This is a genomic window from Streptomyces sp. NPDC089424 (assembly GCF_044749345.1).
Lineage (GTDB): Bacteria > Actinomycetota > Actinomycetes > Streptomycetales > Streptomycetaceae > Streptomyces.
The window spans coordinates 1,041,842-1,065,596 of sequence record NZ_JBIVHU010000001.1; the positions used below are offsets into that span (position 1 = coordinate 1,041,842).

The following is a 23,755-nucleotide window of genomic DNA, read 5'->3' on the forward strand; positions in this document are numbered from 1 at the left end:
GTGCCGTACACTTGTTCTTGAACTGGTCGCCCCAACTGGGTGCAACCGGTCGTGCGTTGGTGGTCCAAGGAAAGACGCCCCGCTTCCTGCGGGGAGATGCAGGTGCAAGGCCTGCCCGGCGCTCAGCGGAACGAGCCCACCCCGGATCCGGGGTGGGCTCGTGTGCTGTCCGGCCCATGTCGACGGTGTTCACCGCCGCTCGGCCGGAGACGAGGGCGGGGCTCAGGTCGCGGTGAACGTGACGGGCAGGCGTACCGGGCCGCGCAGACCGCCGGGGCGCCAGGGCACTTCGCAGGGCGGCACCGCCAACGCCAGGTCCGGGAGACGGCGCAGGGCCGTGCCGATGGCGATCTGGCCCTCCAGACGGGCGAGCGGGGCGCCCAGGCAGTAGTGGATGCCGTGTCCGAACGCCAGATGGCCGATGTCCTGCCGGGCCACGTCGAGACGGTCCGGATCGGCGTAGCGCTCCGGATCGCGGTCGGCGATGGCGGACGCGACCAGCACGGTCGCGCCGCGCGGGACGGGCACACCCGCGATCTCGGTGTCCTCGCGCGCGAACCGCGCGATGCCCGGGCTGACCGGCCCGTCGTAGCGCAGGAACTCCTCGATCGCGCCGGGCAGCAGGCCGGGGTCGTCGCGCAGCAGCTCCAGCTGGTCGGGGTGGGCGAGGAGCGCCGCGACACCGCCGCCGATCAGGTTGACCGTCGTGATGTAGCCGGCCACCAGCAGCAGGAACGTCATCGAGATCAGCTCGTCCTCGCTCAGCCGCTGCTGCTCGTCCCGGGCGCTGGTCAGGGCGCTGAGGAGGTCGTCCCCGGGCCGCGCGCGCTTGGCGTCCAGCAGTTCCGTGAGGTACGCGCGCATCTTCTGCCACGCCTCGTTGACGACCACCGGGTCCGGCATCTGCTCCCCGCGCAGCAGCATGTCGTCGGTCCACCGCTGGAAGTCGTACTGGTCGTCCACCGGCACGCCGAGCAGCTCGCTGATCACGGTGACCGGCAGGGGCAGCGCGTACTCCGCGACGAATTCGGCCCGGCCCGCCGGAGCCATCTCGTCGAGCAGCCGGTCCGCGATCTCCTGGATCCGGGGCCGCAGCTCGGCGACCCGGCGTGCGGTGAACGCCTTCGAGACCAGCCGGCGCAGCCGGGTGTGGTCGGGTGGATCGGAGCGCAGCATGTTACTCATCATCGACGCGCGCTCGAACTCGGGCAGCTGGTCCATGAGGCGGCGGTCCGACGCGTCGCGGACGTCGCTGCTCAGCCGCGGGTCGGACAGGGCCGCGAGCCCGTCCTCGTAGCGGGTGACCAGCCAGGCCTCCACGCCCCCCGCGATGATCGCGCGGCGGACAGGTCCGTCCTCGCGCAGCTGTCGGTAGAGCGGGAAGGGATCGGCCACGAAGGCCGGGTCGGAGTAGGGGAGAAGGACCGGCTGCTGGCTCTGGCTCATCGTGCCTCCCGGGCACGCGGCCACCTCGCGCGGTGAACACAGCAACCACGCGTGGCGACTCTGCGTGACGGTTTTGCTGCTACTTGTGGGTATGTATACCAGTGTGACGCATCAGTGGCGCGGACGAAGGGACGAAGCGCGATGGACACGAGCAACGGCCTGCGGGCGGGGGAGCGGACCACGTGCTGCGTGGTGGGCGGCGGACCCGCCGGAATGGTCCTCGCCCTGCTGCTCGCCCGCGCCGGGGTGGAGGTGACGGTCCTGGAGAAGCACGGCGACTTCCTGCGCGACTTCCGCGGCGACACGGTCCATCCGACCACTCTCGCACTCCTGGAGGAGCTCGGCCTCGGCGAACGGTTCGCCCGCCTGCCCCAGCGGCGGGTCACGACGGTCCAGCTGCCGCTCGGACCCGACGGGAGGCTGGTCACCGTCGGGAACATCGGCGCGCTGCGGCGCAGGTACAACTACATCGCGATGGTGCCCCAGTGGGACCTGCTCGACCTCCTCGCCGACGAGGCCGCGCGTGAGCCGGCCTTCACCCTGCGCATGCACACCGAGGCGACCTCCTTCCTCAAGGAACGCGGCCGTGTCACCGGCGTCTCCTACCGCACCTCCGACGGCCGCACCGGCGAACTGCGCGCGACCCTCACGGTGGCCTGCGACGGCCGGGGCTCACTGGCCCGCGCGCTGCCCGAACTGGACCTGCGCACCTTCCGCTGCCCGATGGACGCCTGGTGGTTCCGGCTGCCCCGGCGCGAGGACGATCCGCGCGGACTCGTGGGCGGCGCCGGCGACCGGTTCCTCGTCGCCATGATCGACCGAGGGGAGTACTGGCAGTGCGCCGCGCTGATCCCCAAGGGCGGCGACGCACGGCTGCGCGCCGCGGGCATCGACCGCTTCCGCGACTCCTACGGGGCCGCCGTCCCCTGGATCGCCGACCGCATGCACACCCTCACCTCGTGGGACGAGGTGAAACTGCTCGACGTACGGCTCGAACGGCTCGGGCGCTGGCACCGGCCGGGGCTGCTGTGCATCGGGGACGCGGCCCACGCCATGTCGCCGGTCTTCGGCATCGGCATCAACCTCGCCGTCCAGGACGCGGTGGCCGCCGCCCGCCACCTCGTCGGCCCGCTGAGCGGCGAGCCGTCCGCCCTGCCGGCCGCCGTGCGCCGGGTCCAGCGCCGCCGCCGGCTGACCACCGCCGTCACCCAGCGCCTGCAGCGCCTCGCCCACGCCAACGTCATCGAGCCGGTCCTGCAGGGCCGCCCGCCCTTCGGCGATCCGCGGCGCGCCGCACACATGGCGGAACTGATCACCACATCACGCCGGCTGAACCGCGTACCCGCCTACTTCCTCGCCTACGGCGCCCTGCGTGAACGGCCGCCGGCGGCGTCCGTGCGCCGACGTGAGGCCGGCTGAGCGGGCCCACCACGCCGGCCGTGCGGGCCACCCGGCCCGGGCATACCGTGGGAGGACGGACAGGAGCGCGCACCGGGAGAGGTGACGCCGATGCCGCAAGAGCACGATGCCCGCCCGGCCGGCACGGCGGAGCGGGCCATCGCCGACGAGCTTCGCTCCTCGATCCAGGGTGAGGTGATCGACCGCGGGCATCCCGCCTACGACGAGGCACGCACCGTCTGGAACGGCCTGATCGACCGCCACCCCGCCGTCGTCGCCCGCTGCCGCGGCACGGCGGACGTGGTCCAGGCGGTGCGGGTCGCGCGGGAGCACCGCCCCGTCGTCAGCATCCGCGGCGGCGGCCACCAGGTGGCGGGCAGCGCCCTGTGCGACGACGGGCTGGTGATCGACCTGTCGCGGATGAAGGGCGTGCACGTCGACCCCGTGGCCCGGACGGCGCGCGCCCAGGCGGGCGTGACATGGGGCGAACTCGACCGTGAGACACAGGTGCACACCCTGGCCACGCCCGGCGGGGAGATCTCGGCGACCGGGATCGCGGGTCTCACCCTCGGTGGCGGCTTCGGGTTCGTGATGCGCACCTTCGGACTGAGCTGCGACAGCGTCCGCTCACTGGAGATCGTCACCGCCGACGGCGTCGTGCGCACCGCGAGCCGCGAGCAGGAACCCGACCTGTACTGGGCGGCGCGCGGCGGTGGCCGGGGGATCGGCGTCGTGACGTCCTTCGAGTTCGGCCTGCACTCCCTCGGCCCCGAAGTCGCGACGGTGGTGATGCTCCATCCGTACGAGCACGCCGAGGCGGTGGTGCGGGCCTGGCGGGACGCGACGTACTGCGCGCCCGGGACGGTCACGCCGGAGCTGCTGCTGTGGAGCGTGCCCGCCGCTCCCGGGATCCCGACGGAACTGCACCGGGCGAAATGCGTCATCGTCGGCGCCGTCTACGGGGGCCCGCCCGGCGACGGTGCCGCCGCCGCGCTCGCGCCCCAGCGCGAACTGGGTCCGGTGCTCATGGACCTGAGCGCCACCGTGCCCTACGTCGCGTTGCAGTGCGCGAACACGTGGCGCTTCCCGGACGGCGAGCGGTACTTCATGAAGTCGCTCTTCATGGACGAGCTGACCGACGAGGCCGTCCGGACGCTGCTGGACTGGGACTCCCGGCGGCCGACACCGGAGAGCCTCGTCGTCGTGCGCACCCTCGGCGGCGCGGTGGCGGACGTGCCCGCCGACGACAGCGCGTTCGCGCACCGGTCGGCCCGCTTCAACGTGAGCATCGACGCGGGCTGGCAGGACCCGGCGATGGACGAGACGGCGATCGCGTGGGCGCGCGCGGCGTGGGACGCGATGAAGCCGTACTCCAGCGGCGGGACGTACCTCAATTTCGCGGGGCTCGGCGAGGACGCGAGCGAGCTGCCCGGCGCCGTCTTCGGTTCGCACGAGGGGCGGCTCCGGGGCATCCGCGCCGCGTACGACCCGGAGGGGCTGTTCGCGCCGGCGGCGCGGATGCCGTGAGCCTCAGCCGATACGGGTTCCCGCCCCGCCGACCCGGACCCGCGCGTCACCCGCGCGCAGCGTCACGGTGAGCTCGCCGGGGCGGCCCAGGTCCTCGCCCTGGTGCAGGGTCAGGACGGCGTCCTCGGCGACCAGGCCCAGGTCGCGGGCGTACGCGCCGAAGGCGGCGGCCGCGGCGCCGGTCGCCGGATCCTCGACGACGCCGCCGACGGGGAACGGGTCACGGACGTGGAAGACGGTGGCCGACTCCCGCCACACCAGTTGGAGCGTGGTCAGGTCCAGGCGGTGCATCAGGGCTTCGAGGCGCGCGAAGTCGTAGGAGAGCGCGGCGAGACGGGCGCGCGTCCCGGCGGCGAGCACGAGGTGGCGGGCGCCCGCGAAGGCGATCCGGGGCGGAAAGGCGGGATCGAGGTCTTCGGCCGGCCAGCCGAGCGCCGCGAGGGCCTCCGCGAGGTCGGCGTCGGCGATCTCCTCGATGTGCGGCTCGACGCTGGTGAGCGTGGCCCTGACCGTCCCGCCCTCCTCGGTCACCTCGACCGGTACGACGCCCGCGGGGGTCGCGAAGAGGAGTTCCCCCGGGCCTGTCCGCTCGGCGAGCGCGACGGCGGTCGCGATCGTGGCGTGCCCGCAGAACGGCACCTCGGCCTTGGGACTGAAGTAACGGATGCTGTACGCCCGACCCTCCCGGCCGCCGAGGCCCGGCGGGGGCGCGGTCAGGAACGCCGACTCGGAGTACCCGAGGTCGGCGGCGACGGCCAGCATGTCGCCGTCGTCGAGGCCGGCGGCGTCCAGGACGACGCCGGCGGGGTTCCCGCCCTCGGGCGAACGGGAGAAGGCGGTGTAGCGCAGCACCTCGGGCCGCGGCGGGTTCGTCGTCACGCTCGTCACAACGCGAGGCGGCGCGCCGCTGTTCCCGCGGCACGCCGGCCCCCGAAGCAGGGGCCCCCTCCCGCCCGGAGGGGGCGGGAGGGGGCCGGGGAGACACGCGGCGGGACCGGGTGTCAGGGCTGCGGGGTCAGGCGGAAACTCTGCGCCGCGGAGTTGTCGCAGGGCCGCTGCACCAACTGCACGCCGCTCGCCGAACTGCCCGGTGAACTCAGGCATTTCCCGCTGTGGCGCGCGACGAAGTGATAGCTGCCCGACGCCTCACGCACCGGCCGCCACTGCTGGTTCGCGCCGCCGCTGTACGACCACAGCTGGAGCGGAGCGTTGTCGGCGGTGGAGACGTCGGTGACGTCCACGACCTGCTGCGGATTGCCGCGGATCGCGATCCTGCTGTAGCCGCTGTCGGTGGAGCGGAACTGGAACTGCTGGGCCAGGGTGCCGTTGCAGGTGTACTGCTGGACGGCCGTGCCGTTGGCGGTGGCGGCCGCCCTGGCGTCGACACAGGTGCCGTTCGCGTCGCCCGCGACCGAGTACCACGTCGTCTCGGAGATCGGGTCGGTCGGCGGGTCGGGGTCCTCGCCCGCGCCGCCGAGCCACTTGAGCCCGTCGATGAGGAAGCGGTTCTGGGTGGCGCTGGCGAACGTCGAGGAGAGCCGTGTGTTGGTCTCGTAGTTCATGGCGTTGTGCCCGAAGTTCGCGTACAGCATCCGGTACTGGGTGTTGCTCCACAGGATCGGGTAGTAGCCGCTGTACCACGACTGGTTGGGGTCGGTGCCCAGCGGGAAGCTGGACGGGTCGACCGAGGCGAGGATCTTGATGTCGGACCTGCCCCGCAGGTCGTTGGACCAGCTGTACCACTCGCTGACCGCCGAGGTGAACGTCGTCGGCAGCGCGGCCGTCGAGGGGTGCGTACGGTCCTCGGTGCGCAGCACCGCCGTGGTGGGACCCCAGGTGTTCGACCTGAAGTTCCCGCTGCCCAGGAAGGTGTTGTAGTACCAGGGCCAGGCCGCGGCGTTGGTGGTGAAGGCCGAGACGTGGAAGCCCAGCCAGCCGCCGCCGGCCCGCATGTACCGTTCGAAACCGGCCCGTTGCGCCGCGGTCTGCGGCGCGTCGTCCAGGAACAGGACGACCTGGTAGGCGTCCACCCCGCCGTTGGCGAGGAGGTTCCAGTCGGTGGTGGCGGTGTAGGTGAAGTTGTTCTGGGCCGCGGCCTGCGGGAACCACGCGTTGGCCTCTTTGACGAAGTCGATGTGCGCGGCGTCCCAGGTGCCGTTGTAGAAGGCGATCACCTTGAAGGCGGGCGCCTGGGGCGCGGCGGAGGCCGGGTTCCCGACGTGGGCCGGGGCGGTCAGCCCCAGCAGCACGGCCAGCAGTGTCAGCAGCCTGGCTGCGAGCCGCCTCACGGGTAGCTCACCAGGTTCGCGACGTTGGTGGACGAGTTGGACGGCCCGCCCCGGTCGTTGATGACGTGCCGGATGGTGCCGGTGCCACCCAGTGACACGGTCACCATGTTCTGGAAGCGGACGTTGGGGTTGTTGGGCACCTCGAAGGCCCGCTCCGCCGTCACGCTCGGGTTGACGTTGAAGAAGCAGTAGCTGCCGAGCCCGTACGCCTGGTGGCTGGTGACGGAGTCGGCGACCTTGTAGGCGGCGTAGCCCTGCGTGGAGCCGTTCATCCAGGCGGCCTGGTTGGGCGGGTCGTAGGGCATCTCGTTCTGGTAGAAGTACGTCCGTCCGCCGTTGCCGTTCCAGATCGTCTGGTGCTTCTGGTAGTGCTCGACGAACAGGCCGTACATCGTCACGTTGTCGCCGTTGACGATCAGTCCGGTGTCACCGGTGTTGGTGTTCCAGCCGATGCCGGTGCCGTGGTCGCCGCGCCAGATCCACATGTGGTCGCCGATGACGTTGTCGCTGTTGACGACGAGGCTGGTGGTCGCCTTGCCCACGGCGGCGCCGCCGACGCGGAAGTACACGTCGTGCAGGGAGGTGGGGTTGGCCGCGTGACCGGCCGAGGACCCGGACGGCCCGATCTCCACCAGGGTCTGGGAGTTGGTCGTGCCGGCGTCGAACAGGACACCCGCGATCTTGACACCGTCGACGTCGGCGACGGTCATCGCCGTGATGCCGTTGTCCGGGATGAAGGTGGCGAGCCCCAGGCCGAGGACCACGGTATCGGGCCGGGTCACCCGCAGCGTCTGGTTCAGGTGGTAGACCCCGGGCGTGACCAGCAGGTTCTTGCCCTCGGCGAGGGCGGCGTTGATCTGCGCGGCGGTGGCGCCGGGCTTGACGACGTAGAACTGGTCCATGCCGAGCGAGGTGCCGGCGGCGTTGCCGTTCGCCCATGTGGTGGCCGAGGAGTTCGTGCGCAGCGCGGGGACGAACACCCGGTAGGCGCCCGCGCCGTCGACGTACAGGAAGGGCTTCTCCCGCACCGTCGGGGTCTGGCTTACCGTGGTGTAGGGCGGGTTCGGGAACGTGTTGCCCGGAACGCCCTGGCTGCCGACGAAGACCATGTTCCAGTTGGAGCCGGTCCAGCTGCCGAGCTGGGAGTTGCGGGTCAGCCACTGCTGCTGGGTGCCGGAGCGGACCTGGCCGTCGATCTTGGTGTCGGCCATGAAGCCGCCGCTGGACCAGCCGCCGTCGCTGAGCTCCAGGTTGCCGCGCACGTGCATGCGCCGGTACGCGGAGGCCTGCGACACCGCCCAGCGGTCCGTGCCGCCGGTCGGGTTCACGGACAGGTTCTCGGCGCCGCGCCAGAAGTTGTGCGTGGCGTTCTGGGGCGGGAACCAGTCCGCCTCCACGTGCACGGCACCGTTGATCGTCACCGAGTCGGGGGACTGGCCCAGACCCAGGACCTGGGTGTAGAAGCCGACGTTGACGTCGTTGCTGTAGGTGCCCGGCTTGAACAGGACCGCGTAGCGCTGCGAGCCGAACTGGTTGGTCTCCTGCTGCCGGAAGATGGAGTCCAGCCGGCTCTGGATCGTCGACGACGGCATCGACGGGTCGAACACGGCCACGTTGGGGCCGAGGTCGACGTCGCCGGGCGCGGTGCTCACCGGCGTGACCTGGAAGCGCTGTGCCGCCGAGCCGTTGCAGGCGTACTGCACCAACTGCACGCCGTCGGCCGTCGAGGCGGACGGGACGTCCAGGCACTTGCCGCTGTTCCGGTTGACGAAGCGGTAGGCGCCGCCCCCCTCGTCGACGGCCTGCCACTGCTGGTTGTTGCCGCCGCCGTACGTCCACAGGTGGACGGCCGCGTTGTCGGCGGTGGACACGTTGCTCACGTCCACCACCTGCTGGGCGTCGTTACGGTTGCCGATGCGCACGTAGCCGTCGCTGGTCGGGGTGAAGCTCCACTGCTGCGCGGTGGTGCTGTTGCAGGCGTACTGCTGTACGGCCGTGCCGTTGACCGTTCCGGCAGCCCGGGCGTCCAGGCACTTGCCGCTGCCGGTGTTCACCACGGTCGCCCAGCTCGACGGCAGGGCGGCCACCGCCGCGGAGTCCGACGGCGCGTCGGCCTTCGTGGCGGCGGCCTGGGCAGGCTGGATGGCGGTGAGGACGGAGGCGGCGGTGGCCGCGACCGCGAGAACGGCCGTCCAGGGGCGACGGGCGCGGCTCATGGGAGAGCCGCCGGAGCGGCCACGGACGGGTGGTCGCGAGGAGCGAGGCATCGTGTCTACTTCCTGTGCCGCCGGGGCGGCTCGGGTGGGGGATGGGTCAGGAGAGCGGGGTGGGGCGTGCGGCGGCCGCCGCGCGGGCCGGCCGTCGCACGGCCGGCCCGCCCGCGGGCCGCTGTCGCTCGGTCAGCCGTTGTACTGGGCGAAGACGCGGGTGAAGTCCCACGGCTGCTGGGCGACGCCCGAGCAGGTGTCGGCGCCGCCACCGGTGCAGGGCCGGTCGCGGTTGACCGACCAGAAGGTCAGCCGGGCCAGGTGCCGCTGCTGGGCGTAGGCGAGGATCGTGCGGAAGTCGTTCACGGTCACCGTCTCGCTGTTGTCGGTGATGCCGTTCATCGAGGAGATGCCGGTGTGCCGGTAGGCCTGGTCGTCGCTGTACCCGTAGGCGTTCTTGACCGCCGTCTTGAGGCCCTCGGCGGCGCGGACGGTGAGCTGGCCCATGTTCTGGCCGGCGCCGCCGAAGTTGAACGGCATGATCGTCCAGCTGTCGACGGTCAGGCCGGACGCCGCCGCCTTGCTGATCAGGCTGCTGTCGGGCCCGTTCTGCCCGGTGCCGAAGGTGACGTACACCTTGATGCCCGGGTTGTTGGCCTTGATCGTCTTGAGGGCGTCGACCGTGCGCTGCTGCACGACCGGGCTGTCGTACGCCGCGGCCTCGATGTCGATGTCGATCGCCTTGAGGCCGTAGGCGTTGATGACCTTCTGGTAGGCCGCGGCCAGCTCGCCCGCGCTGGCGCAGGAGCTCTCCAGCTTGTTGCCGCTCCAGCCGCCGAAGGACGGGATGACGTCGCCACCGGCGCTCCGGACGGTGTTGACGGTCTGCTGGTCGACCCCGCCGGTGAGGGGCCGGTTGCCGTCCCACTGCGGGTTGCAGTAGCCGTTGCTGAGGACGAAGGCGAGGGTGAACCACTTCACGCCGGTCGCGTTCATCACGGTCGTGGGGTTCGGCGGGCTGCCCCAGCCGTTGTAGAGGTAGGGGGCCACGGCCATCGCGCCGGGTCCGGGCGGGGGGTTGCCGCCGCCGGTCGGCGCGGTCCACTTCTGGTTGGCGGCGCCGGTACAGGTCCAGATCTGCAGCCGGGTGCCGTTGGCGGAGCTGCTGCCGGTCGCGTCCAGACACTTGTCGGCCTGCGGATTGACGATGTCGCGGGCGGCGGTGACCGTCCACTGCTGGGCCGCGCTGCCGTTGCAGTCCCACAGCTGGATCCGGGTGCCGTTGACGGTGCCGGCCGAGGCCACGTCCAGGCACTTGCCGAGGGCGCGGATCGTGCCGTCGTCGCCGACGGTCCACTGCTGGGCGGTGGTGCCGTTGCAGTCGTAGAGCTGTACGGCGGTGCCGTTGGTCGTCGCGGCGCCCGCGACGTCCACGCACTTGCCGCCGAGTCCGGTGATCTGTCCGGTGGCCGCGGCGGCTGCGGCACCCGCCGGGGAGGAGTTCAGACTCGCCAGGAGGGCGGCTACGACCGCCGTACCGAGCCCGGCGCGCCCCGCGTGGCCGCGGAGGAGTGTCGTGGTCATGCGTCACTGTCCTGTTCTGCCGTCGTCCCGGCCGGACGGGGTCCCGCGGCGCCCACCTCACGGCCGATCCGGTCACGGGCCGGCGAGACGGCCGGCAGGCGCCATCAGGATGGCGTGTCTATGACAGGCGGGCGGTGATGTGGGGGCTGGGGGATCGCGTGGACGGCCGCGACGGTGGGGGAGGGGGGAGTCAGACGGACTGCTTACTTCACACCGTGATTTAAGAAGTGACCGAAAACTTCTGTCAAGGGCTTGGTACAGTCCAATTCGTGAACAGGGCCCACGAGTTGGGCGCGGGGCCCGCGCGGCGGCGCGGGCCCTCCCGGTCTACGGCGTCACGGTGATGTTGGTCAGCCCCCTGCCGCCCGTGACGGTGTTGCTGCTGTACACCGTCGTGCGGCAACTGGAGCTGTTGTTGGTGACGTTGACGGCCAGCCGGGTGGAGCCGCTCGCTCCCGTGAGCGTGGAGCGGTTGTCGCGGAACACCGTGCCGCAGCCCCAGCCGGCCTGCTGGGTATGGGTCTGGTAGCCGTCGTTGGTGGTGTTCCTGCCGGTGTTGTTCTCGACGAGGACGTTGTTGCCCTTCACGTCCACCCACGAGTCGTCGTAGTTCGCGCCGGTGAGACCGCTGCCGTCGAAGGTGTTGCCCACGATGCGCGCGCCGGTGGTGCCCTCCTTGATGTCGATGTTCTCGCCGCCGACGTCGGGTCCGATCGTGTTGCCGAGGATCTGTATGTTGTCGCTCCGGTCGGACAGGGTGTTCGCCGAGCCGACGTAGACGCCCTCGCCCATTCCCCGGCCGTCGTTGCCGGTGTCGTGGATCCTGGAGTTCCTGATCACGCCGTCGGTGCTGGAGTTGCGGAAGTGGACCCCCTCCATGTCGAGGTCGTGCACGGTGACCCCGTCCACGACGACCCCTCGGGCTGAGTCGATCATGATGCCCTTCTGGCCGCCTCGCACGGTCAGCCCGCTGACGGTCCAGTAGGAGGCGCCGTTCAGGTGCAGGCCGTATCCGCCGCTCGCGGTCAGGACGGCGCGGGACGAGCCGGTGAGGGTGATGCGCGAGCCCGAACTCGCTGCCCTGGTCGCCTTGAAGTTGCCGGTGTAGGTGCCGTCGGCAAGCCGGATGGTGTCACCCGGAGCGGCGGCGGTGAGGGCCGACTTGAGCTGGGCCGCGGTGGAGACGTCGATGGTCGCCGCGGGGACGGCGCCACGGGCCTCGGCCGGCGTCACCGCCAGGCCGCCGCCGGTGGCGACGGCCGCGGTGATCAGCACGGTCAACAGCGCGCGCGGGGAGTGCATCTGCATGGCGGTGCCTTTCCGGTGGGGGAGTGAGACGCAAAGGCGGTGCTGGTGGGGGCGCAGGTCCTCGGGCCGGCCCGGTGACCGGGCGGGCGGGACGGTGGGTCAGCCGGCTATCGAGTCGAGCTGTTCGGCGGCCGGCCGCAGAAGCCAGAGGTCCCCTCGGGGTGGCGGCTCCAGCAGCGGAACGGCCTGGGCGGCCGCCCGGTCACCCGCGTCCGCTGCCGCGCGGACGACGTCGCTCGCCGCGTAACGGTGGAACTCCAGCTCCGGATGGGGCCAGTCGGCCGCGCCGGTCGCGGCCGGGAGCAGGTGGCGCACGGCCCCGGCCAGACTCTGGCCGTCCGGGCCACGGTGGGCCCACAGGTCCACGCCGACATGGCGGCCGATCGCGGCGAGGCGGGTGTGTGCGACGAGGGTGAAGGTGGAGTAGTGCCAGCTTCTGGTGCGGGCCAGTTCCTGCGGCTGGCTGCCGTCGCCCGCGATCTGGGTGTCGATCCGCTTGCCGGCGGCCTCCCGTACCGTCCTGCGGGCCAGTTCCTCGTCGCCGGTCGCGTAGGCGAGGGCGGCCACCAGCATGTCGTGGAAGGTGCCGTGGTTGTTGGTGGCCGCGGCCTCCTGCCTGCCGAAGGGGCTGGTGGTCAGCCAGGTCAGGAAGTCGGTGTTCCACCGCCGCATGCCGGCCCGGTCGCGCCCGGTCCAGCCGGGTGCGCCGGTGTCGAGGATCGCGAGGGCGTCGACGACGCTCGTGTACGACTGCGAGAAGTCGATGATGCCGATCGCCCTGCCGTCGTACTTGCAGGGGATGAACTGGGCGTGCTCCAGGTGGGGGTTCATGCGCGTGGCCGGGTCCAGGAACCAGGTGCGCAGGATCTGCGTGGCCTTCTCGGCGTACTGACGGCGTCCGGTGTAGTACCAGGCGAGCGACAACTCGTAGGTCGCGTCGAAGACCTTCTCCACGTCCTGGCGGTCGGTGCCCGAGTCGACCTCGGGGTTGCGTTCCCCGTCGCGCTGGACGTAGGGGCAGCCCCAGGGGTTCTCGGCGGACGGCGGTTGTGTGGGCCACCAGTAGGGGGCCTGGCTGAGGTAGTCGTGCACGTCGCCGCTCGGCGCGGGGCGGGGTTTGTCCACGACCGTCCAGGGCCCCTGGTCCAGCCATCCGTCGGCGCGGTGCGTCAACTGAGCCACCGTGCGACGGAGTTCGGGACTGCCGCGCTGCAGCTCGACCTTGGCCTGCCGGAGCCGGGCGCCGTCGAGGACCGCGGTTCCGGGCGTCTTCGGCGCCGCTTGTGCGTGCGCCGCCGGGACGACCGCGGCGACGAGCGCGGCGATCACGAGCAGGACGACAGTTGTCGGAGATCTTCTACGCACACCCTCTCCATTCAACTATGTGAACAGAATTCACGTGGAAGGTCGGGTGAGCGTAGGGTCGACGGGGCGCGGAGGCAAGAGGTCGTGCGCATATGGACCCTGGTCGCCCGCGCGAGCAGCCCTCGACTAGGGCGTCCGTGTATGTGAACACGCCTGCCGCCCCGCGGCCGAGTGCCGCGGGGGCGGGGCGGTGGCGACGAGGGTGTCTCCTACCCCTGCGGGATCACGACGCGACGCGCGCCGATGCGGACGCGTTCCCCGGGGGTCGTGTCACTCGCCCTGTTCGGGGAGTTCGCCGGCCTCGGTGGTGGGATCGGCCGACTCGGGCGTGGTGTAGAAGACGGACGAGCCCTGCTTGGTGCGCTGGGCCTGGTTCTTGGCCACGAGCCCTTCGAGCGTCGTGCGCACCACGGTGGTCTTGACGGTGCGTTCGGGGTGCTCCCCGGCCAGCGCGGTGGTGATCTCGGCGGCGGAGCGGGGTTCGCCCTGCGCCCCGAGATGCGCCCGCACGAGCTCGACGAGGGTGGGTGAGGCCGGCGACGCCGCCGCGGGCTCGGCGGCGCTCTTCCTCTCCGCTCGCTTGCGCGTGGAGGCGACGGGCTTCTTCGCCTTCGGCTGCTTGGCCGTGGCCGAAGTGGCCTTCGTCTTCCTGGTCTTGCGGGGGGCCGGCACCGTTGCGGCGGGCTCGGCCGTGGAGGGCGCGGGCGGCGCGGGCACCGTGGGTGCCGGGACGCCGAGTGCCTGCTGGATGTTGACCAGGACCGTGTGGTCGTGGCGCAGCGCGGTCAACTGCCCCTGGAGCGCCTCGATCTCACCGTGGAGACGGTCCTGCTCCTTGACGTTGCGATCGAGGTCGCCGGCCACCTGCGCGCTGTACTGCGAGGTCAACTCGGTGGTTTCGGCAGTGGTTTCGGACAAGGTCCTCACACCTTTCCTGGGTGTCATGGCCGTCGGGCGACAGGCCCGCGGCGTATGCGAAATCAAACGTGTGTGCTTTTCTGCCTGGTGCCGTTAGGGCGATGGCAGTTACTCCCGCACATGGTCGTGCAGCAGTGATAGTACGGAAGATGTGTGTTCCCCACCTGAGAGACGAGCGCGGCACACGTCTCGCACGCACATCTCGTGAAACTAGACTTCACCGTCATGGGCACCACCTCCTGGATCACACGCGCCGAAACCGCCGACGACATCCCCGCCGTGCGGGACATCAATCTCGCCGCCTTTCCCACCTCCGAGGAGGCGGATCTCGTCGACGCCCTGCGGGCCGACCCGGCCGCGTGGATCGACGGTCTCTCCCTGGTCGCCGCGGACGAGGACGGCCGGCCGGTGGGTCATGCCCTGCTGACCCGCTGTCACATCGACAGCACACCGGCGTTGTGCCTGGCCCCCTGCGCCGTACGTCCCGAGTGGCAGCGGGCGGGCGCCGGCAGTGCGGCCGTGCGTGCGGCCCTGGCGGCGGCAAGGTCACTGGGGGAGCGTCATGTGGTCGTCCTCGGACATCCGGCCTACTACCCCCGGTTCGGATTCACCCGTGCGTCCGCCCACGGCATCGGCCTGACCATCGACGTGCCGGACGAGGCGCTGATGGCGCTCGGCCTCGACGCCGACCATCCGCTCCCGAGCGGTACGGTCCACTACGCCGCGCCGTTCGGTATCTGACACGCGCCCCACCCGACACATGAATCACACAGTCATATGGGCGTATTAGTAGATCAATTGATTGACTCCCACCTTCTTTTGATCGAATACGAATCTCCGCCCATTTCCGGCAGTTGATACTTTAAGCTTCCCACTGTCACGCCAGGGAGCGCGCTGGGGGCGCGCGTCACAGGGGGAGCTGGTTGTTGTGCGCCGTCGATCGTTCTTTGCGGCATTGTTGGGCTGCCTCGTGTTCCTTCTCGCGTCGATGTCGGCCACGGCGCCGGCGCACGCCGCCGAACCGGCCGTGCCGTACGCCGAACTGACGCCGGAAACAGGGGAATTGGTGCCCGGTGGTGAGCCGCTCGGTGTCGACGCGCTGTTCCACAACACGCTGGACACCGATGTCACGGAAAGCTTCATCGTCGCCGTGGGCGTCCGGCTCGCACCGCCCGCCACGCCACTGACGGCCGATCAGATCACCGTCGAGTGGTTCGACGCGACGGCGTCCGTGTGGCGGGCGGTGGAACTGACGCCGGGCGTCACGGCGCTCTCCGGTTACCTCAGCACGGACGACGGACTGCCGTCCGTGGGGACGCTCCCGGCGGGCCGGACCATGCGGATCGGCCTGCGCGTCTCGCTCGCCGGCGAGGTGCCGACCTCGACCACGCTCCAGCTCGTCACCCAGGGCCTCATCCAGCCCATCCCCCAGGTCGACCCGGTGCTCCTCATGGACGGCAAGGCGTCCTACTCGGTCGTGCCGGAATCGACGCCTACCGCGTCGCCCACCGCCTCGGCCACCAGCTCGGGCAGCGCGTCACCGACCGCTTCGACGACGCCCGGTGAGAGCGCCTCCGCCTCGGATCCGGCCTCCGCCTCCGCCGAGCCGTCGCCGTCCTCGGCCTCGTCCCTCTCGCCCGTCGTACCGGCTCCGTCCGCGCTGTCCGGCGGCGGAGGGGACCAGCTCGCGGAGAGCGGCACGCCAGGACTGGCCGTCGTCACCGGCGCCGCCGCGCTCGTGGCCGCCGGCGCGGTGGTGCTCGTCGCGATCCGACGGCCGCGCCGCAGCTGACGCTCCGGTCCGACCCGGGGCCGAGTGTCCTCGCGCCCACGACACGTCACGTCTCCATGTCCGCACGCCTTACGGGAGGTACCCATGCAGCAGCGCACAGGCCAGGACGTCCTGCGCGACGTGGTCAGCAGCCTCGCACCGGGCGAGCTGGAGAAACTCGACCCGACCTGCCGGGCGTACGCCGCCAGGCCGTATCCGCCGCAGCCCCTGCACCGGTCGGCGGGGGACCCGCTGGGCATCGGCGTCGAGACGGCGGTGCTGCTGCCGGTGCTGGTGGCGGTGGTCTCGCAGATACTCGCCGACCTCGCCTCCGGGCACATCCGGGCGGGCGGTACCCGGATCACCCGGTGGTGGCGCCGACGGCAGAACCGCGAGGCGGCCGAGGGGCGGCGCGCGGCGCTGACCTCTCCCGTCCCGGAGCTCTCCGACGTCACCAGGCAGGAACTGACGGACTGGGCCCTGGTCCAGGGCCGTGCCGCGGGCCTGTCGGCCGCCGAGGCGGACGAGTGCGCCCGGATCGTCGTCATGGCCGTGGTGGTCAGGTCGACGACGCCGTCACCGTCACCGTCGCCGGATGGTGCGGCTTCGGGTGGTGCGGCTTCCGGCACGGCGGCGTCGGACACCTCCGGGCGCCGGGGACCCGTGGGCGAAGACCCCGGGTCCGCCCAGGCACCGGCGACCACGCCACCGTCGTGACCACCGCGCCCGACGCCGTCCGGCCTGCCGAGGACCCCCGCGACGTCGCTCGTGCGCTCGTCTCCAGTCCGTTGCCGCTGCCCACCACCACCAGCCTGCTGCTGCTCGGCCTGGTCGCCTGCGCCGGAGCCTCGTTCACCACGTGGTGGTGGCTCGTGCTGGGCCGCGGCAACTGGCCGGACGCCCACGTCGGCTGTCTGCCGACCGTGCCGACCGTCCCGGCCGCGCCCGACGCGGTGCTGGACCGGTTCACCGGCTGTGTGTACGACGTCCGGCTGGCCCAGTCGGCGCTGGTGCTGTGCGGACCGCTCGCGCTCCTGTCCCTCGCCCTGCTGTGGCGGGCCGTCGGACGCCGGCTGAGCCTGTGGTGGTGGCGCGCCGCGCGCGACACCTCGGAACTGCGCACGCTCCTGGACGGCGTCGTTCCCGACGGAGCCGTCCGGCCGGCCCTGTGGGTGCGTGGTCGGCGCGTCGGGGTCCGGGCCCGCGCCTCGGGCACCCGCCGCGACCCGTGGATCGTGGCCGACTCGAACGTCTTCAACCTCCGCGACGACTACACGGCGGCGATGTTCCGGCACGAACTGGCCCACCTGCGCCTGCGCGACGTGGGCCGGGTACGGCTGGCCACCGCGGCGTGGTGGATCCTGCTCATCGGCTGCACCGTGCCGGTGGGCGTCGCCCTGGTGCTGGAGCCCCGAGTGCTCGGCACCGGCCTGCTGGTGCGGATGGCGCTCGTCCTGGTGATCGTCGGGCTCAGCCTCGGCGCGGTGCTGCGGGCCCGGGAGCACGACGCCGATCTCTGCGCGGACGCGGATCCACGCGCACCGCGCGGCGCCGCCGCCGACCACATCGGCTCCGGCACTCCGCCGACCCGTCGCGAACGCCTGCTGGCACGGATGGGACTGGCCAGTCACCCCGCCCCCGCGAGCCGTCTGGACGCCCTCGCGGATCCGGCGCGGACCTGGGGGCTCTCCCCCTTCGTGTGCCTGGCCACGGGCCTCGCCGCGGGCCTGGTGCTCACCGACCTCGCCCTGCTGGTCGGCGCGCTCAGCCCGACGCGGACCCAGCTCGCGTACACGGTGGCGGCGGCGCTGACCGGCTGGGCCGTGGCCGGTGTGGTGACCGTGGCGTGGTGGCGGGCCGCCGCGGTCGGGAACCGTGATGCCACCGGATGGCGTCCGGCGGCGGCCGGAGCCGCGCTCGGGTTCGGCGTGCTCGCCGGCAGCCAGCTGTCCGGGCGGGCGGCCGGCGAATGGGTGCGGGACACCTGGACCGCCGAGGGGCTGGCGACGGCACTCTCCCTGACCGACGTCCCCCTCGCGCAGGCGGCGGCGTTGGCGGTGGCGCTGGTGGCCGGCGGGGCCCTGTTCGCCGTATGGACGACATCCCTCGCCAGGTCCGCGGGGGCCGCGGTGTCCGGGCCGCGCTCCGCACCCGCCTGTGCGGCGGCCGTGGTCCTCAGCGGGCTCCTGACGGCCGTGCCGCTCGGCAGCTGGTTCCTGTTCGCCCGGCTGACCGCGGCCCGCCAGGAACAGGACATCCGGTGGAGCGTGATCGACACGCCCTGGTGGGTGGCGGGAGTGGCGCTGACCGTCGTGGGCGCCCTGGTCCCCCTGGCCGCGGCGCGCGTCCGCGCGCGGGCCGCGGTCCCGGGCGCACCGGCCGCACGCCGGTCGTGGCCCCCGGCGGTGCTCCTGGTCGCCGCGGCCGTGGTGGCCGCGGGAGCCGTATGGGCCACGATCGGCGGAGAGTTCGCCCTGAGCGGGGCGCCCGCGGCCGCCGCGACCCGCGAACCCTCCACCGCTTCCGTGGAGGCCCCCACCGCCCCCTCGGGCGCCCCGGGCGCCGGCGTCGACGAGACGGTGCCCCTCGACCGACTCCCGGCGCTCCCGCCCTCGCAGGAGCGCAGTCCCGGGATGCGGGCCGATCCGGCGCTCGTCTGCCGGGCGCTGACCCTCGGCGGGACCGCCGTCTGGAACGACCCGACGGCGCGCCGCGAGACGGCCGAACTGCTGGCCGGCGTCGACGACATCGTGCTGCGGTCCGCCTCGGCGGTGCTGCGGCGCGACCCGTACGGCCCCGTCGACCGCGACGCGCTGACCGCCTCCCTGCTCCGCTGCGACCTCTACTTCCGCTACCACCGCTGAGCCATGCCCCGGCGCACCGAACAGGCCCACAGGAGGCACGTGTGAACAGGACTCCCGCCGCGGCCGGCGGCCCCGCCACCCGTCTTCGGCTCGCCGTGGCGCCGGTCGTGGCGGCGCTGCTGGCCGCCGCCCTCACCGCGTGCGGCACCGAGCGCGGCGACCATGCGGACACCGTCGTGCCGACGGAGTCCTCGTTCGCCGTTCCGTCGAGGACGGCCGTCTCTCCCACGGGTTCGGACTCCGCGTCCCCCGAGGCGTCGTCCGGCTCGCCGTCGCGCTCCCGGACCCCGGGGGCCTCCGGCACGGGGGAGGGCGAGGGGCGCACCGCAGGCTCAGGGGGTGGGGGTGGGGGCTCGGGCGGGTCCGGTGCGTCGGGCGGTACCGGTGGGGGGAGCGGTTCAGGTGGCGGGTCCGGCGGCGGTTCAGGCGGCGGATCCGGAGGTCCTGGTGGATCCGGCGGGTCCGGTGGGTCCGGGGGCACCGGCGGCACCGGGGGGTCGGCCGGCGATCCCACCTCTCCCGCCCCCGCGGGCCCACCCGCCTCCGGCACCCTCGCCGCGGCGCTCCTGACGACGGCTCAACTGCCCTCCGGATACGTCAAGACCGTGCTGCAGAACGATCCCCCCACCCGCTCCGACCGCCCCGAGTGCGTCAGCACGCTCAACGCCCTGGAGTCCTACCGCAGCACCCGTCCGGGCGCCGTGGAGGCGCGGGTGACCTTCGCCCAGAGCCAGAGTGGACCGTTCCTTCAGGAGGTGCTGCGCTGGCTGCCGGGTTCGGGGGCACGGCAGGAGCTCCAGCAGGCGGCGAACGTGCTGTCCGGCTGCGGTGGGTTCGGCATCGGCTGGAACGACGGGATGACCGGTACCGAGAGGGTGGTGGCGCACGGCTCGGCGGGGATGGGCGATGCCTCGTGGCACGCCACGGTCACCGTCACCGCGGAGACGTTCACCGTGCAGGAGACCCTGGTGCTGGTGGTCGTGGGGAAGACGCTGGTCGTCCTCAGCGAGGCGGGAAGTCCCGGGGCGCCGTCCCGTTCCCGGACCCTCAGCCTCGCGCGGGCCGCGGCGGCACGCGTGCCCTGACGCGGCTCGCTCGCACGCCCCGGGCACGGTGGCAGCCGCGTCAGACGTGCGTGAGGAGGCGTTCCAGCGGCCGCGGAACGTGCGCGAGGTCCAGGTGCGCGACCAGCGCCCGCGCGTAGAGCGCCTTGCGACCGCTGTGCGTGCCCATGAAGCGCCGCAGCTGGTGCTCCACGGGCCGGTCCCGCTGGGCGGGCTGGCCCTGGAAGGTGCGGAAGGGACGCGTCTCGCCCTGTTCCTCGATCACCCGCTGCACGCACGCGGCCCCCAGCGCGCGGATCAGCTCGTCCTCCAGGTCGGCGACGCACACCTGGAAGCCGAGTGCCTCCAGCTCGTCCTGGGTGAGGGCGGAACCGAGCCCGACCCGCTCCAGGTGGCGCCTGAAGTGCCGTTCCTCGCCGATGTCGCAGAGGCCCGCCAGGGGGAGGCCGAGCCCCGCGGGTCCGCACACGTCGAGGAAACGGCCGATGTTCGTCGCGCCTCCGAGCGGCACCACCGTGACGCCCTCCGCGCCGAGGTCGCGGCCATGGCGCGTGGCCAGCGCCTCGAGTGCGGCCTGGTCACTGCTGCCCTCGACGAGCACGATCGTGCGGACCTGGTCGGCGGCCAGCTCCCGCGCCGCCCCGGCGGCCGCGTCCGCCTCCGCGCCGCCGGCCGCCCACGCGACCAGTGCGCGGCTGAAGCGCCTCAACTCGTCCACGTGACCTCGCATTCCCCGCGCCATCCTGGCACGCCCGAGATCCCGTTCGCACGTGTGTTTTTCGGCGTCCACGCGCGCGTCGGTGGCCAGGAGGGAGGGTCGGCGCCCCGCATGCGCGGGTGCCGCGCGGACCGCATGCTGGTGCCATGACCGTCGCACCGCCCGTGGTGATCTACCCGCCCGCCGAGGACGGGGGCCGACGGGTGCGCGTCGAGCGCCACTTCGTGGGCATGGCGTACGGCCTGCTGGACATCGTCGAGTTCCTGCGGCTGGCGGGTCTGGACGACGTCGACGACGACTGGGTACGGGGGTCCGGTCAGGTCGAGTGGCGCGGCGGCGGCCCCGACGCGTGGGAGGGCTGAGAGCCGCCGATGTCCCTGGCCGCCGCACCCGGCGCCGGTGGTGTCGCCGGGACCGGCTCACGCCCAGAGGTCGGCCCGGGCACCGATCGTGCCCGGGCCGGGGTGGCTCACGCCGCGAGGGCGTGGCCCGGGTGCAGGACCACCTTGGTGTAGCCCTCGATGCGCTTGTCGAACTTCTCGTACGCCTGCGGGGCGTCCTCCAGCGGCAACTCGTGCGAGACCACGAAGCTGGGCTTGGCGCGCCCGGCGATGATCAGGTCACGCAGCTGGCGGTTGTACCGCTTGACGTTGCACTGGCCGGTGCCGACCTTCTGGCCCTTCTCGAACATCCTGCCGATCGAGACCAGGAGCTGGCCGTGCTTGGCGTGCTCGTCGGGTCCGCCCGGGTCGGACGGCACGTACAGACCCGGTACACCGAGCCTGCCGGTCGCCCTGACGGTCTCCACCAGTTCGTTGAGGACGATCGCCGGTTCCTCGTGGCTGGTGTCGTGGGACTGGGCCTGGTAGCCGACGGCGTCCACGCCCTTGTCGGTTCCTTCTCCGTTCGTCTGTGCCTTGATCTGCTCGGCCGGGTCGCCCTGGGTGAAGTCGATCGGGATGGCCCCGATCTCCTCGGCCTTGGCGAGTCGCTCCGGTACCCGGTCGACGGAGAACACCTTCGCGGCACCGCGCAGCAGCGCCGAGTAGGCGGCCATGAGGCCCACCGGTCCGGCGCCGTAGACGGCCACCGTCTCACCGGGGGTGACCTGGGCGAGTTCGCAGCCGTGGTAGCCGGTCGGGAAGATGTCGGCGAGCAGGATGAAGTCCGTCTCGAACTGCTCGCCCGCCGGCAGCTTCAGGCAGTTGAAGTCGGCGAACGGCACCCGGAGCCGTTCCGCCTGGCCCCCCTTGTAGGGGCCCATGGCCACGTAGCCGTAGGCACCGCCGGCGAAGCCCGGATTGACCGTCAGGCAGAAGCCCGTTTCGCCGGCCAGGCAGTTCTTGCAGAATCCGCACGCGACGTTGAAGGGCATCACGACACGGTCGCCCACGGCCAGCGAGGTCACGCCGTCCCCGACCTCCTCGATGACGCCCAGGTTCTCGTGCCCGAAGACGATGCCCGGCTCGGCCGCGGTGCGACCCTCGTACATGTGCAGGTCGGAGCCGCAGATCGCGGACGACGTGACACGTACGAGCACATCGTTCGGGTGCTGGATCCGCGGATCGTCGACGTCCTTCACCGTGACGCTGAAGGGCCTCTCGTAGACAACGGCTTTCACCTGTGTCACCTCCTGTGGAGCGAAGGCGGAGTCGAACGGGCCGCTGCCGGGGACACACACGAAGGCGCGGCTTTCGGTATGCGCCGTGATCGAGGGCTCGCCTCACCGCCGGTACTTCCAGGGAACGCCCGTGGGTGAGGGGTTGCAACCCGCGCCCGGCGGTGCCCCTACGCTCGCGAGGCGTGCCTCACGACTCCGCGGCGCTCTTGCGGCGGCGCGGTGTGTCGATCGGCACCGCCGTCTCGACGGGGTCCGCCGCACGCGCCTGGACCAGGAGCAGGTCGTCGGGGGTCAGCTCCCTGCCGTCCGCGGCGACGACGGTCAGCGTGCGGGGCGGTCGTCCCGTCCGGGCGTCGACGACCTGGGTCATCGGCTCGTCGTCCTCGAAGAGGTACTTCTGCCCCCACTGCCGCAGCGCCGAGAGAACGGTGTGGAAGTCCCGTCCCTTCTCGGTGAGGACGTACTCGTGGGAGTTGCCGAGCGCGGACTCGCGGATCTCGAAGATGCCCACGGCCACGAGCTTCTGAAGCCGGGCGGAGAGGATGTTGGAGGCGACACCGATCCGCCTGTTGAAGTCCGTGAACCGTGTGACACCGTGCATGGCGTCCCGGAGGATCTGAAGCGTCCAGCTGTCGCCGACCTCGGAGAGGGAGCGGTCGATGGGACACGCTGAATCGACCAGCTCTCGACGCTTCACCGGTACCTCCGAACCCCAGGTTACTTGCAATTCTAAAGCATGGGGCACTGTCAGTACTTGTTGCGGCCGGCTCGTACGCCGCCGTCGACGTCCCAGGTGGCGCCGGTGATCCAGTCGGCCTGGGTGGAGAGCAGGAAGGCGACGGCGGGGGCGACGTCGTCGGGGGTTCCGGTGCGGCCCAGGGGGTGGAAGGAGTCGAAGGCGTCGAGGGCGGAGTCGATCTCGTCCTCGGGGATGAAGGCCTCGTAGATGGGGGTGCGGACGACGGCGGGTGCCACGGTGTTGACGCGGATGCCGTGCGGGGCGAGTTCCATGGCGAGGTGCTGGGTGAGGGAGTGCAGTCCGGCCTTGGCGACGGAGTAGGCGGAGGAGGGGGTGGCGGCCATCGCCTGGTGCGCGAGCATGCCTCCGATGTTGACGACGGCTCCGCGGCGGCCGCGGGCGATCATGTTGCCGGTGACGGTCTGCGTGACGAAGAAGATGGCGCGGGTGAGGGCCTGGTAACGGTCGTAGTCCTCGGGGGTGTGTTCCAGGAAGGTCTTCGGCTCGAAGACGCCCGCGGCGTTCACCAGGAGGGTGGCGTCGGGGTGCTGCTCGGTGAGGGTGGCGCGCAGGCGGTCCACGGCGGCGCTGTCGAAGAGGTCGGCCGCGAGGCCGGTGACGTCGCCGAGTCCGTCCAGTTCCGCCACTGCCTTCGCGGCGCTGTCCTGCGACCTGCCGATGACGACGGCGCTCCCGCCGTCCTGGAGGACGCGCCGGGCGACGGCCAGCCCGATCCCGCTGGTGCCGCCGACGACGATGACCTTCTGGCCGGTGAAGTCAAAGGTGTTGCTGGGCATGGGTGTGCTCCTCGACAGGTGGGACGGGGATGCCGGAACGCCTTCGACGGTAGGACGATCTGTCACGTGTCGGTAGAGGATCTTGAGTGATGCAGGCATAACGGACGGCTATGGCGGAAGGGGCGTCGACGCGTCCGGTG

20 protein-coding genes are annotated in these 23,755 nt (G+C 72.0%); 8 read left to right on the forward strand and 12 right to left on the reverse strand.

The features are described 5' to 3' along the window. Window positions 1–222 precede the first annotated feature (222 nt). Window positions 223–1,446, reverse strand: a complete 1,224-nt coding sequence (locus ACIP2X_RS04620; RefSeq protein ID WP_401667393.1) for a cytochrome P450 — start codon at window positions 1,444–1,446, stop codon at window positions 223–225. Window positions 1,447–1,587: 141 nt separating this feature from the next. On the opposite strand from ACIP2X_RS04620, the gene ACIP2X_RS04625 reads away from it, so the two are divergent. Both ACIP2X_RS04625 and ACIP2X_RS04630 read left to right on the forward strand, forming a co-directional pair. Then, entirely contained in the window at window positions 1,588–2,865 is a 1,278-nt protein-coding gene (locus ACIP2X_RS04625) for an FAD-dependent oxidoreductase (RefSeq protein WP_401667396.1), read from the forward strand. Window positions 2,866–2,955: 90 nt separating this feature from the next. Then, window positions 2,956–4,371: an FAD-binding oxidoreductase gene (locus ACIP2X_RS04630; RefSeq protein ID WP_401667399.1), complete on the forward strand. Its 1,416-nt coding sequence runs from the start codon at window positions 2,956–2,958 to the stop codon at window positions 4,369–4,371. A gap of 3 nt (window positions 4,372–4,374) precedes the next feature. On the opposite strand, the gene ACIP2X_RS04635 is transcribed toward ACIP2X_RS04630, so the two are convergent. The 7 genes from ACIP2X_RS04635 to ACIP2X_RS04665 all read right to left on the reverse strand — a co-directional run bounded on the left by ACIP2X_RS04635 (window position 4,375) and on the right by ACIP2X_RS04665 (window position 14,050). Next, a complete protein-coding gene (locus ACIP2X_RS04635; protein ID WP_401667401.1) occupies window positions 4,375–5,250 on the reverse strand; it encodes a PhzF family phenazine biosynthesis protein in 876 nt (291 codons plus the stop codon). A 122-nt stretch (window positions 5,251–5,372) separates the two neighbouring features. Further along, window positions 5,373–6,659, reverse strand: a complete 1,287-nt coding sequence (locus ACIP2X_RS04640; protein WP_401667403.1) for a ThuA domain-containing protein — start codon at window positions 6,657–6,659, stop codon at window positions 5,373–5,375. Next, window positions 6,656–8,875: an RICIN domain-containing protein gene (locus ACIP2X_RS04645; RefSeq protein WP_401667405.1), complete on the reverse strand. Its 2,220-nt coding sequence runs from the start codon at window positions 8,873–8,875 to the stop codon at window positions 6,656–6,658. Before ACIP2X_RS04645 ends, ACIP2X_RS04640 begins: the two co-directional genes overlap by 4 nt. Window positions 8,876–9,058: 183 nt before the next feature. Next, window positions 9,059–10,450, reverse strand: coding sequence for a ricin-type beta-trefoil lectin domain protein (locus ACIP2X_RS04650; protein ID WP_401667407.1), 1,392 nt, complete (start codon window positions 10,448–10,450; stop codon window positions 9,059–9,061). A 327-nt stretch (window positions 10,451–10,777) separates the two neighbouring features. Continuing rightward, window positions 10,778–11,758: a right-handed parallel beta-helix repeat-containing protein gene (locus ACIP2X_RS04655; RefSeq protein ID WP_401667409.1), complete on the reverse strand. Its 981-nt coding sequence runs from the start codon at window positions 11,756–11,758 to the stop codon at window positions 10,778–10,780. A 99-nt stretch (window positions 11,759–11,857) separates the two neighbouring features. Beyond that, window positions 11,858–13,123 (reverse strand): alginate lyase family protein, encoded by a 1,266-nt coding sequence (locus tag ACIP2X_RS04660; protein WP_401667412.1) that lies wholly within the window; start codon window positions 13,121–13,123, stop codon window positions 11,858–11,860. Window positions 13,124–13,393: 270 nt separating this feature from the next. After that, window positions 13,394–14,050, reverse strand: a complete 657-nt coding sequence (locus ACIP2X_RS04665) for a hypothetical protein (protein WP_401667415.1) — start codon at window positions 14,048–14,050, stop codon at window positions 13,394–13,396. 216 nt (window positions 14,051–14,266) lie between these two features. Here ACIP2X_RS04665 and ACIP2X_RS04670 point away from each other — a divergent pair, with 216 nt between their 5' ends. From ACIP2X_RS04670 to ACIP2X_RS04690, 5 genes are all read left to right on the forward strand, one after another. Further along, the gene (locus ACIP2X_RS04670; RefSeq protein ID WP_401667418.1) at window positions 14,267–14,782 is read left to right on the forward strand and encodes a GNAT family N-acetyltransferase; all 516 of its coding nucleotides are present in this window, start codon (window positions 14,267–14,269) and stop codon (window positions 14,780–14,782) included. Between the two features lie 247 nt (window positions 14,783–15,029). Continuing rightward, window positions 15,030–15,833 carry a hypothetical protein gene (locus tag ACIP2X_RS04675; protein WP_401667421.1) on the forward strand — a complete coding sequence of 268 codons (804 nt, stop codon included), beginning with the start codon at window positions 15,030–15,032 and terminating at the stop codon, window positions 15,831–15,833. An 84-nt stretch (window positions 15,834–15,917) separates the two neighbouring features. Next, window positions 15,918–16,529: a hypothetical protein gene (locus ACIP2X_RS04680; protein WP_401667423.1), complete on the forward strand. Its 612-nt coding sequence runs from the start codon at window positions 15,918–15,920 to the stop codon at window positions 16,527–16,529. Then, on the forward strand, window positions 16,526–18,676 hold the full coding sequence (locus ACIP2X_RS04685; protein ID WP_401667425.1) for a hypothetical protein: 2,151 nt from the start codon (window positions 16,526–16,528) through the stop codon (window positions 18,674–18,676). The genes ACIP2X_RS04680 and ACIP2X_RS04685 overlap by 4 nt, the downstream gene beginning before the upstream one ends. Before the next feature lie 41 nt (window positions 18,677–18,717). Next, entirely contained in the window at window positions 18,718–19,761 is a 1,044-nt protein-coding gene (locus tag ACIP2X_RS04690) for a hypothetical protein (protein WP_401667428.1), read from the forward strand. Window positions 19,762–19,801: 40 nt separating this feature from the next. On the opposite strand, the gene ACIP2X_RS04695 is transcribed toward ACIP2X_RS04690, so the two are convergent. Then, entirely contained in the window at window positions 19,802–20,458 is a 657-nt protein-coding gene (locus ACIP2X_RS04695; protein WP_401668877.1) for a TOPRIM nucleotidyl transferase/hydrolase domain-containing protein, read from the reverse strand. A 146-nt stretch (window positions 20,459–20,604) separates the two neighbouring features. Here ACIP2X_RS04695 and ACIP2X_RS04700 point away from each other — a divergent pair, with 146 nt between their 5' ends. Then, window positions 20,605–20,820 carry a hypothetical protein gene (locus tag ACIP2X_RS04700; protein WP_401667430.1) on the forward strand — a complete coding sequence of 72 codons (216 nt, stop codon included), beginning with the start codon at window positions 20,605–20,607 and terminating at the stop codon, window positions 20,818–20,820. 107 nt (window positions 20,821–20,927) lie between these two features. On the opposite strand, the gene ACIP2X_RS04705 is transcribed toward ACIP2X_RS04700, so the two are convergent. The 3 genes from ACIP2X_RS04705 to ACIP2X_RS04715 all read right to left on the reverse strand — a co-directional run bounded on the left by ACIP2X_RS04705 (window position 20,928) and on the right by ACIP2X_RS04715 (window position 23,615). Beyond that, window positions 20,928–22,079, reverse strand: coding sequence for a glutathione-independent formaldehyde dehydrogenase (locus tag ACIP2X_RS04705; protein ID WP_401667432.1), 1,152 nt, complete (start codon window positions 22,077–22,079; stop codon window positions 20,928–20,930). Window positions 22,080–22,266: 187 nt separating this feature from the next. Further along, window positions 22,267–22,776 (reverse strand): winged helix-turn-helix transcriptional regulator, encoded by a 510-nt coding sequence (locus ACIP2X_RS04710; RefSeq protein ID WP_401667434.1) that lies wholly within the window; start codon window positions 22,774–22,776, stop codon window positions 22,267–22,269. A gap of 50 nt (window positions 22,777–22,826) precedes the next feature. Next, on the reverse strand, window positions 22,827–23,615 hold the full coding sequence (locus ACIP2X_RS04715; protein WP_401667437.1) for an SDR family NAD(P)-dependent oxidoreductase: 789 nt from the start codon (window positions 23,613–23,615) through the stop codon (window positions 22,827–22,829). Window positions 23,616–23,755: the final 140 nt, after the last annotated feature.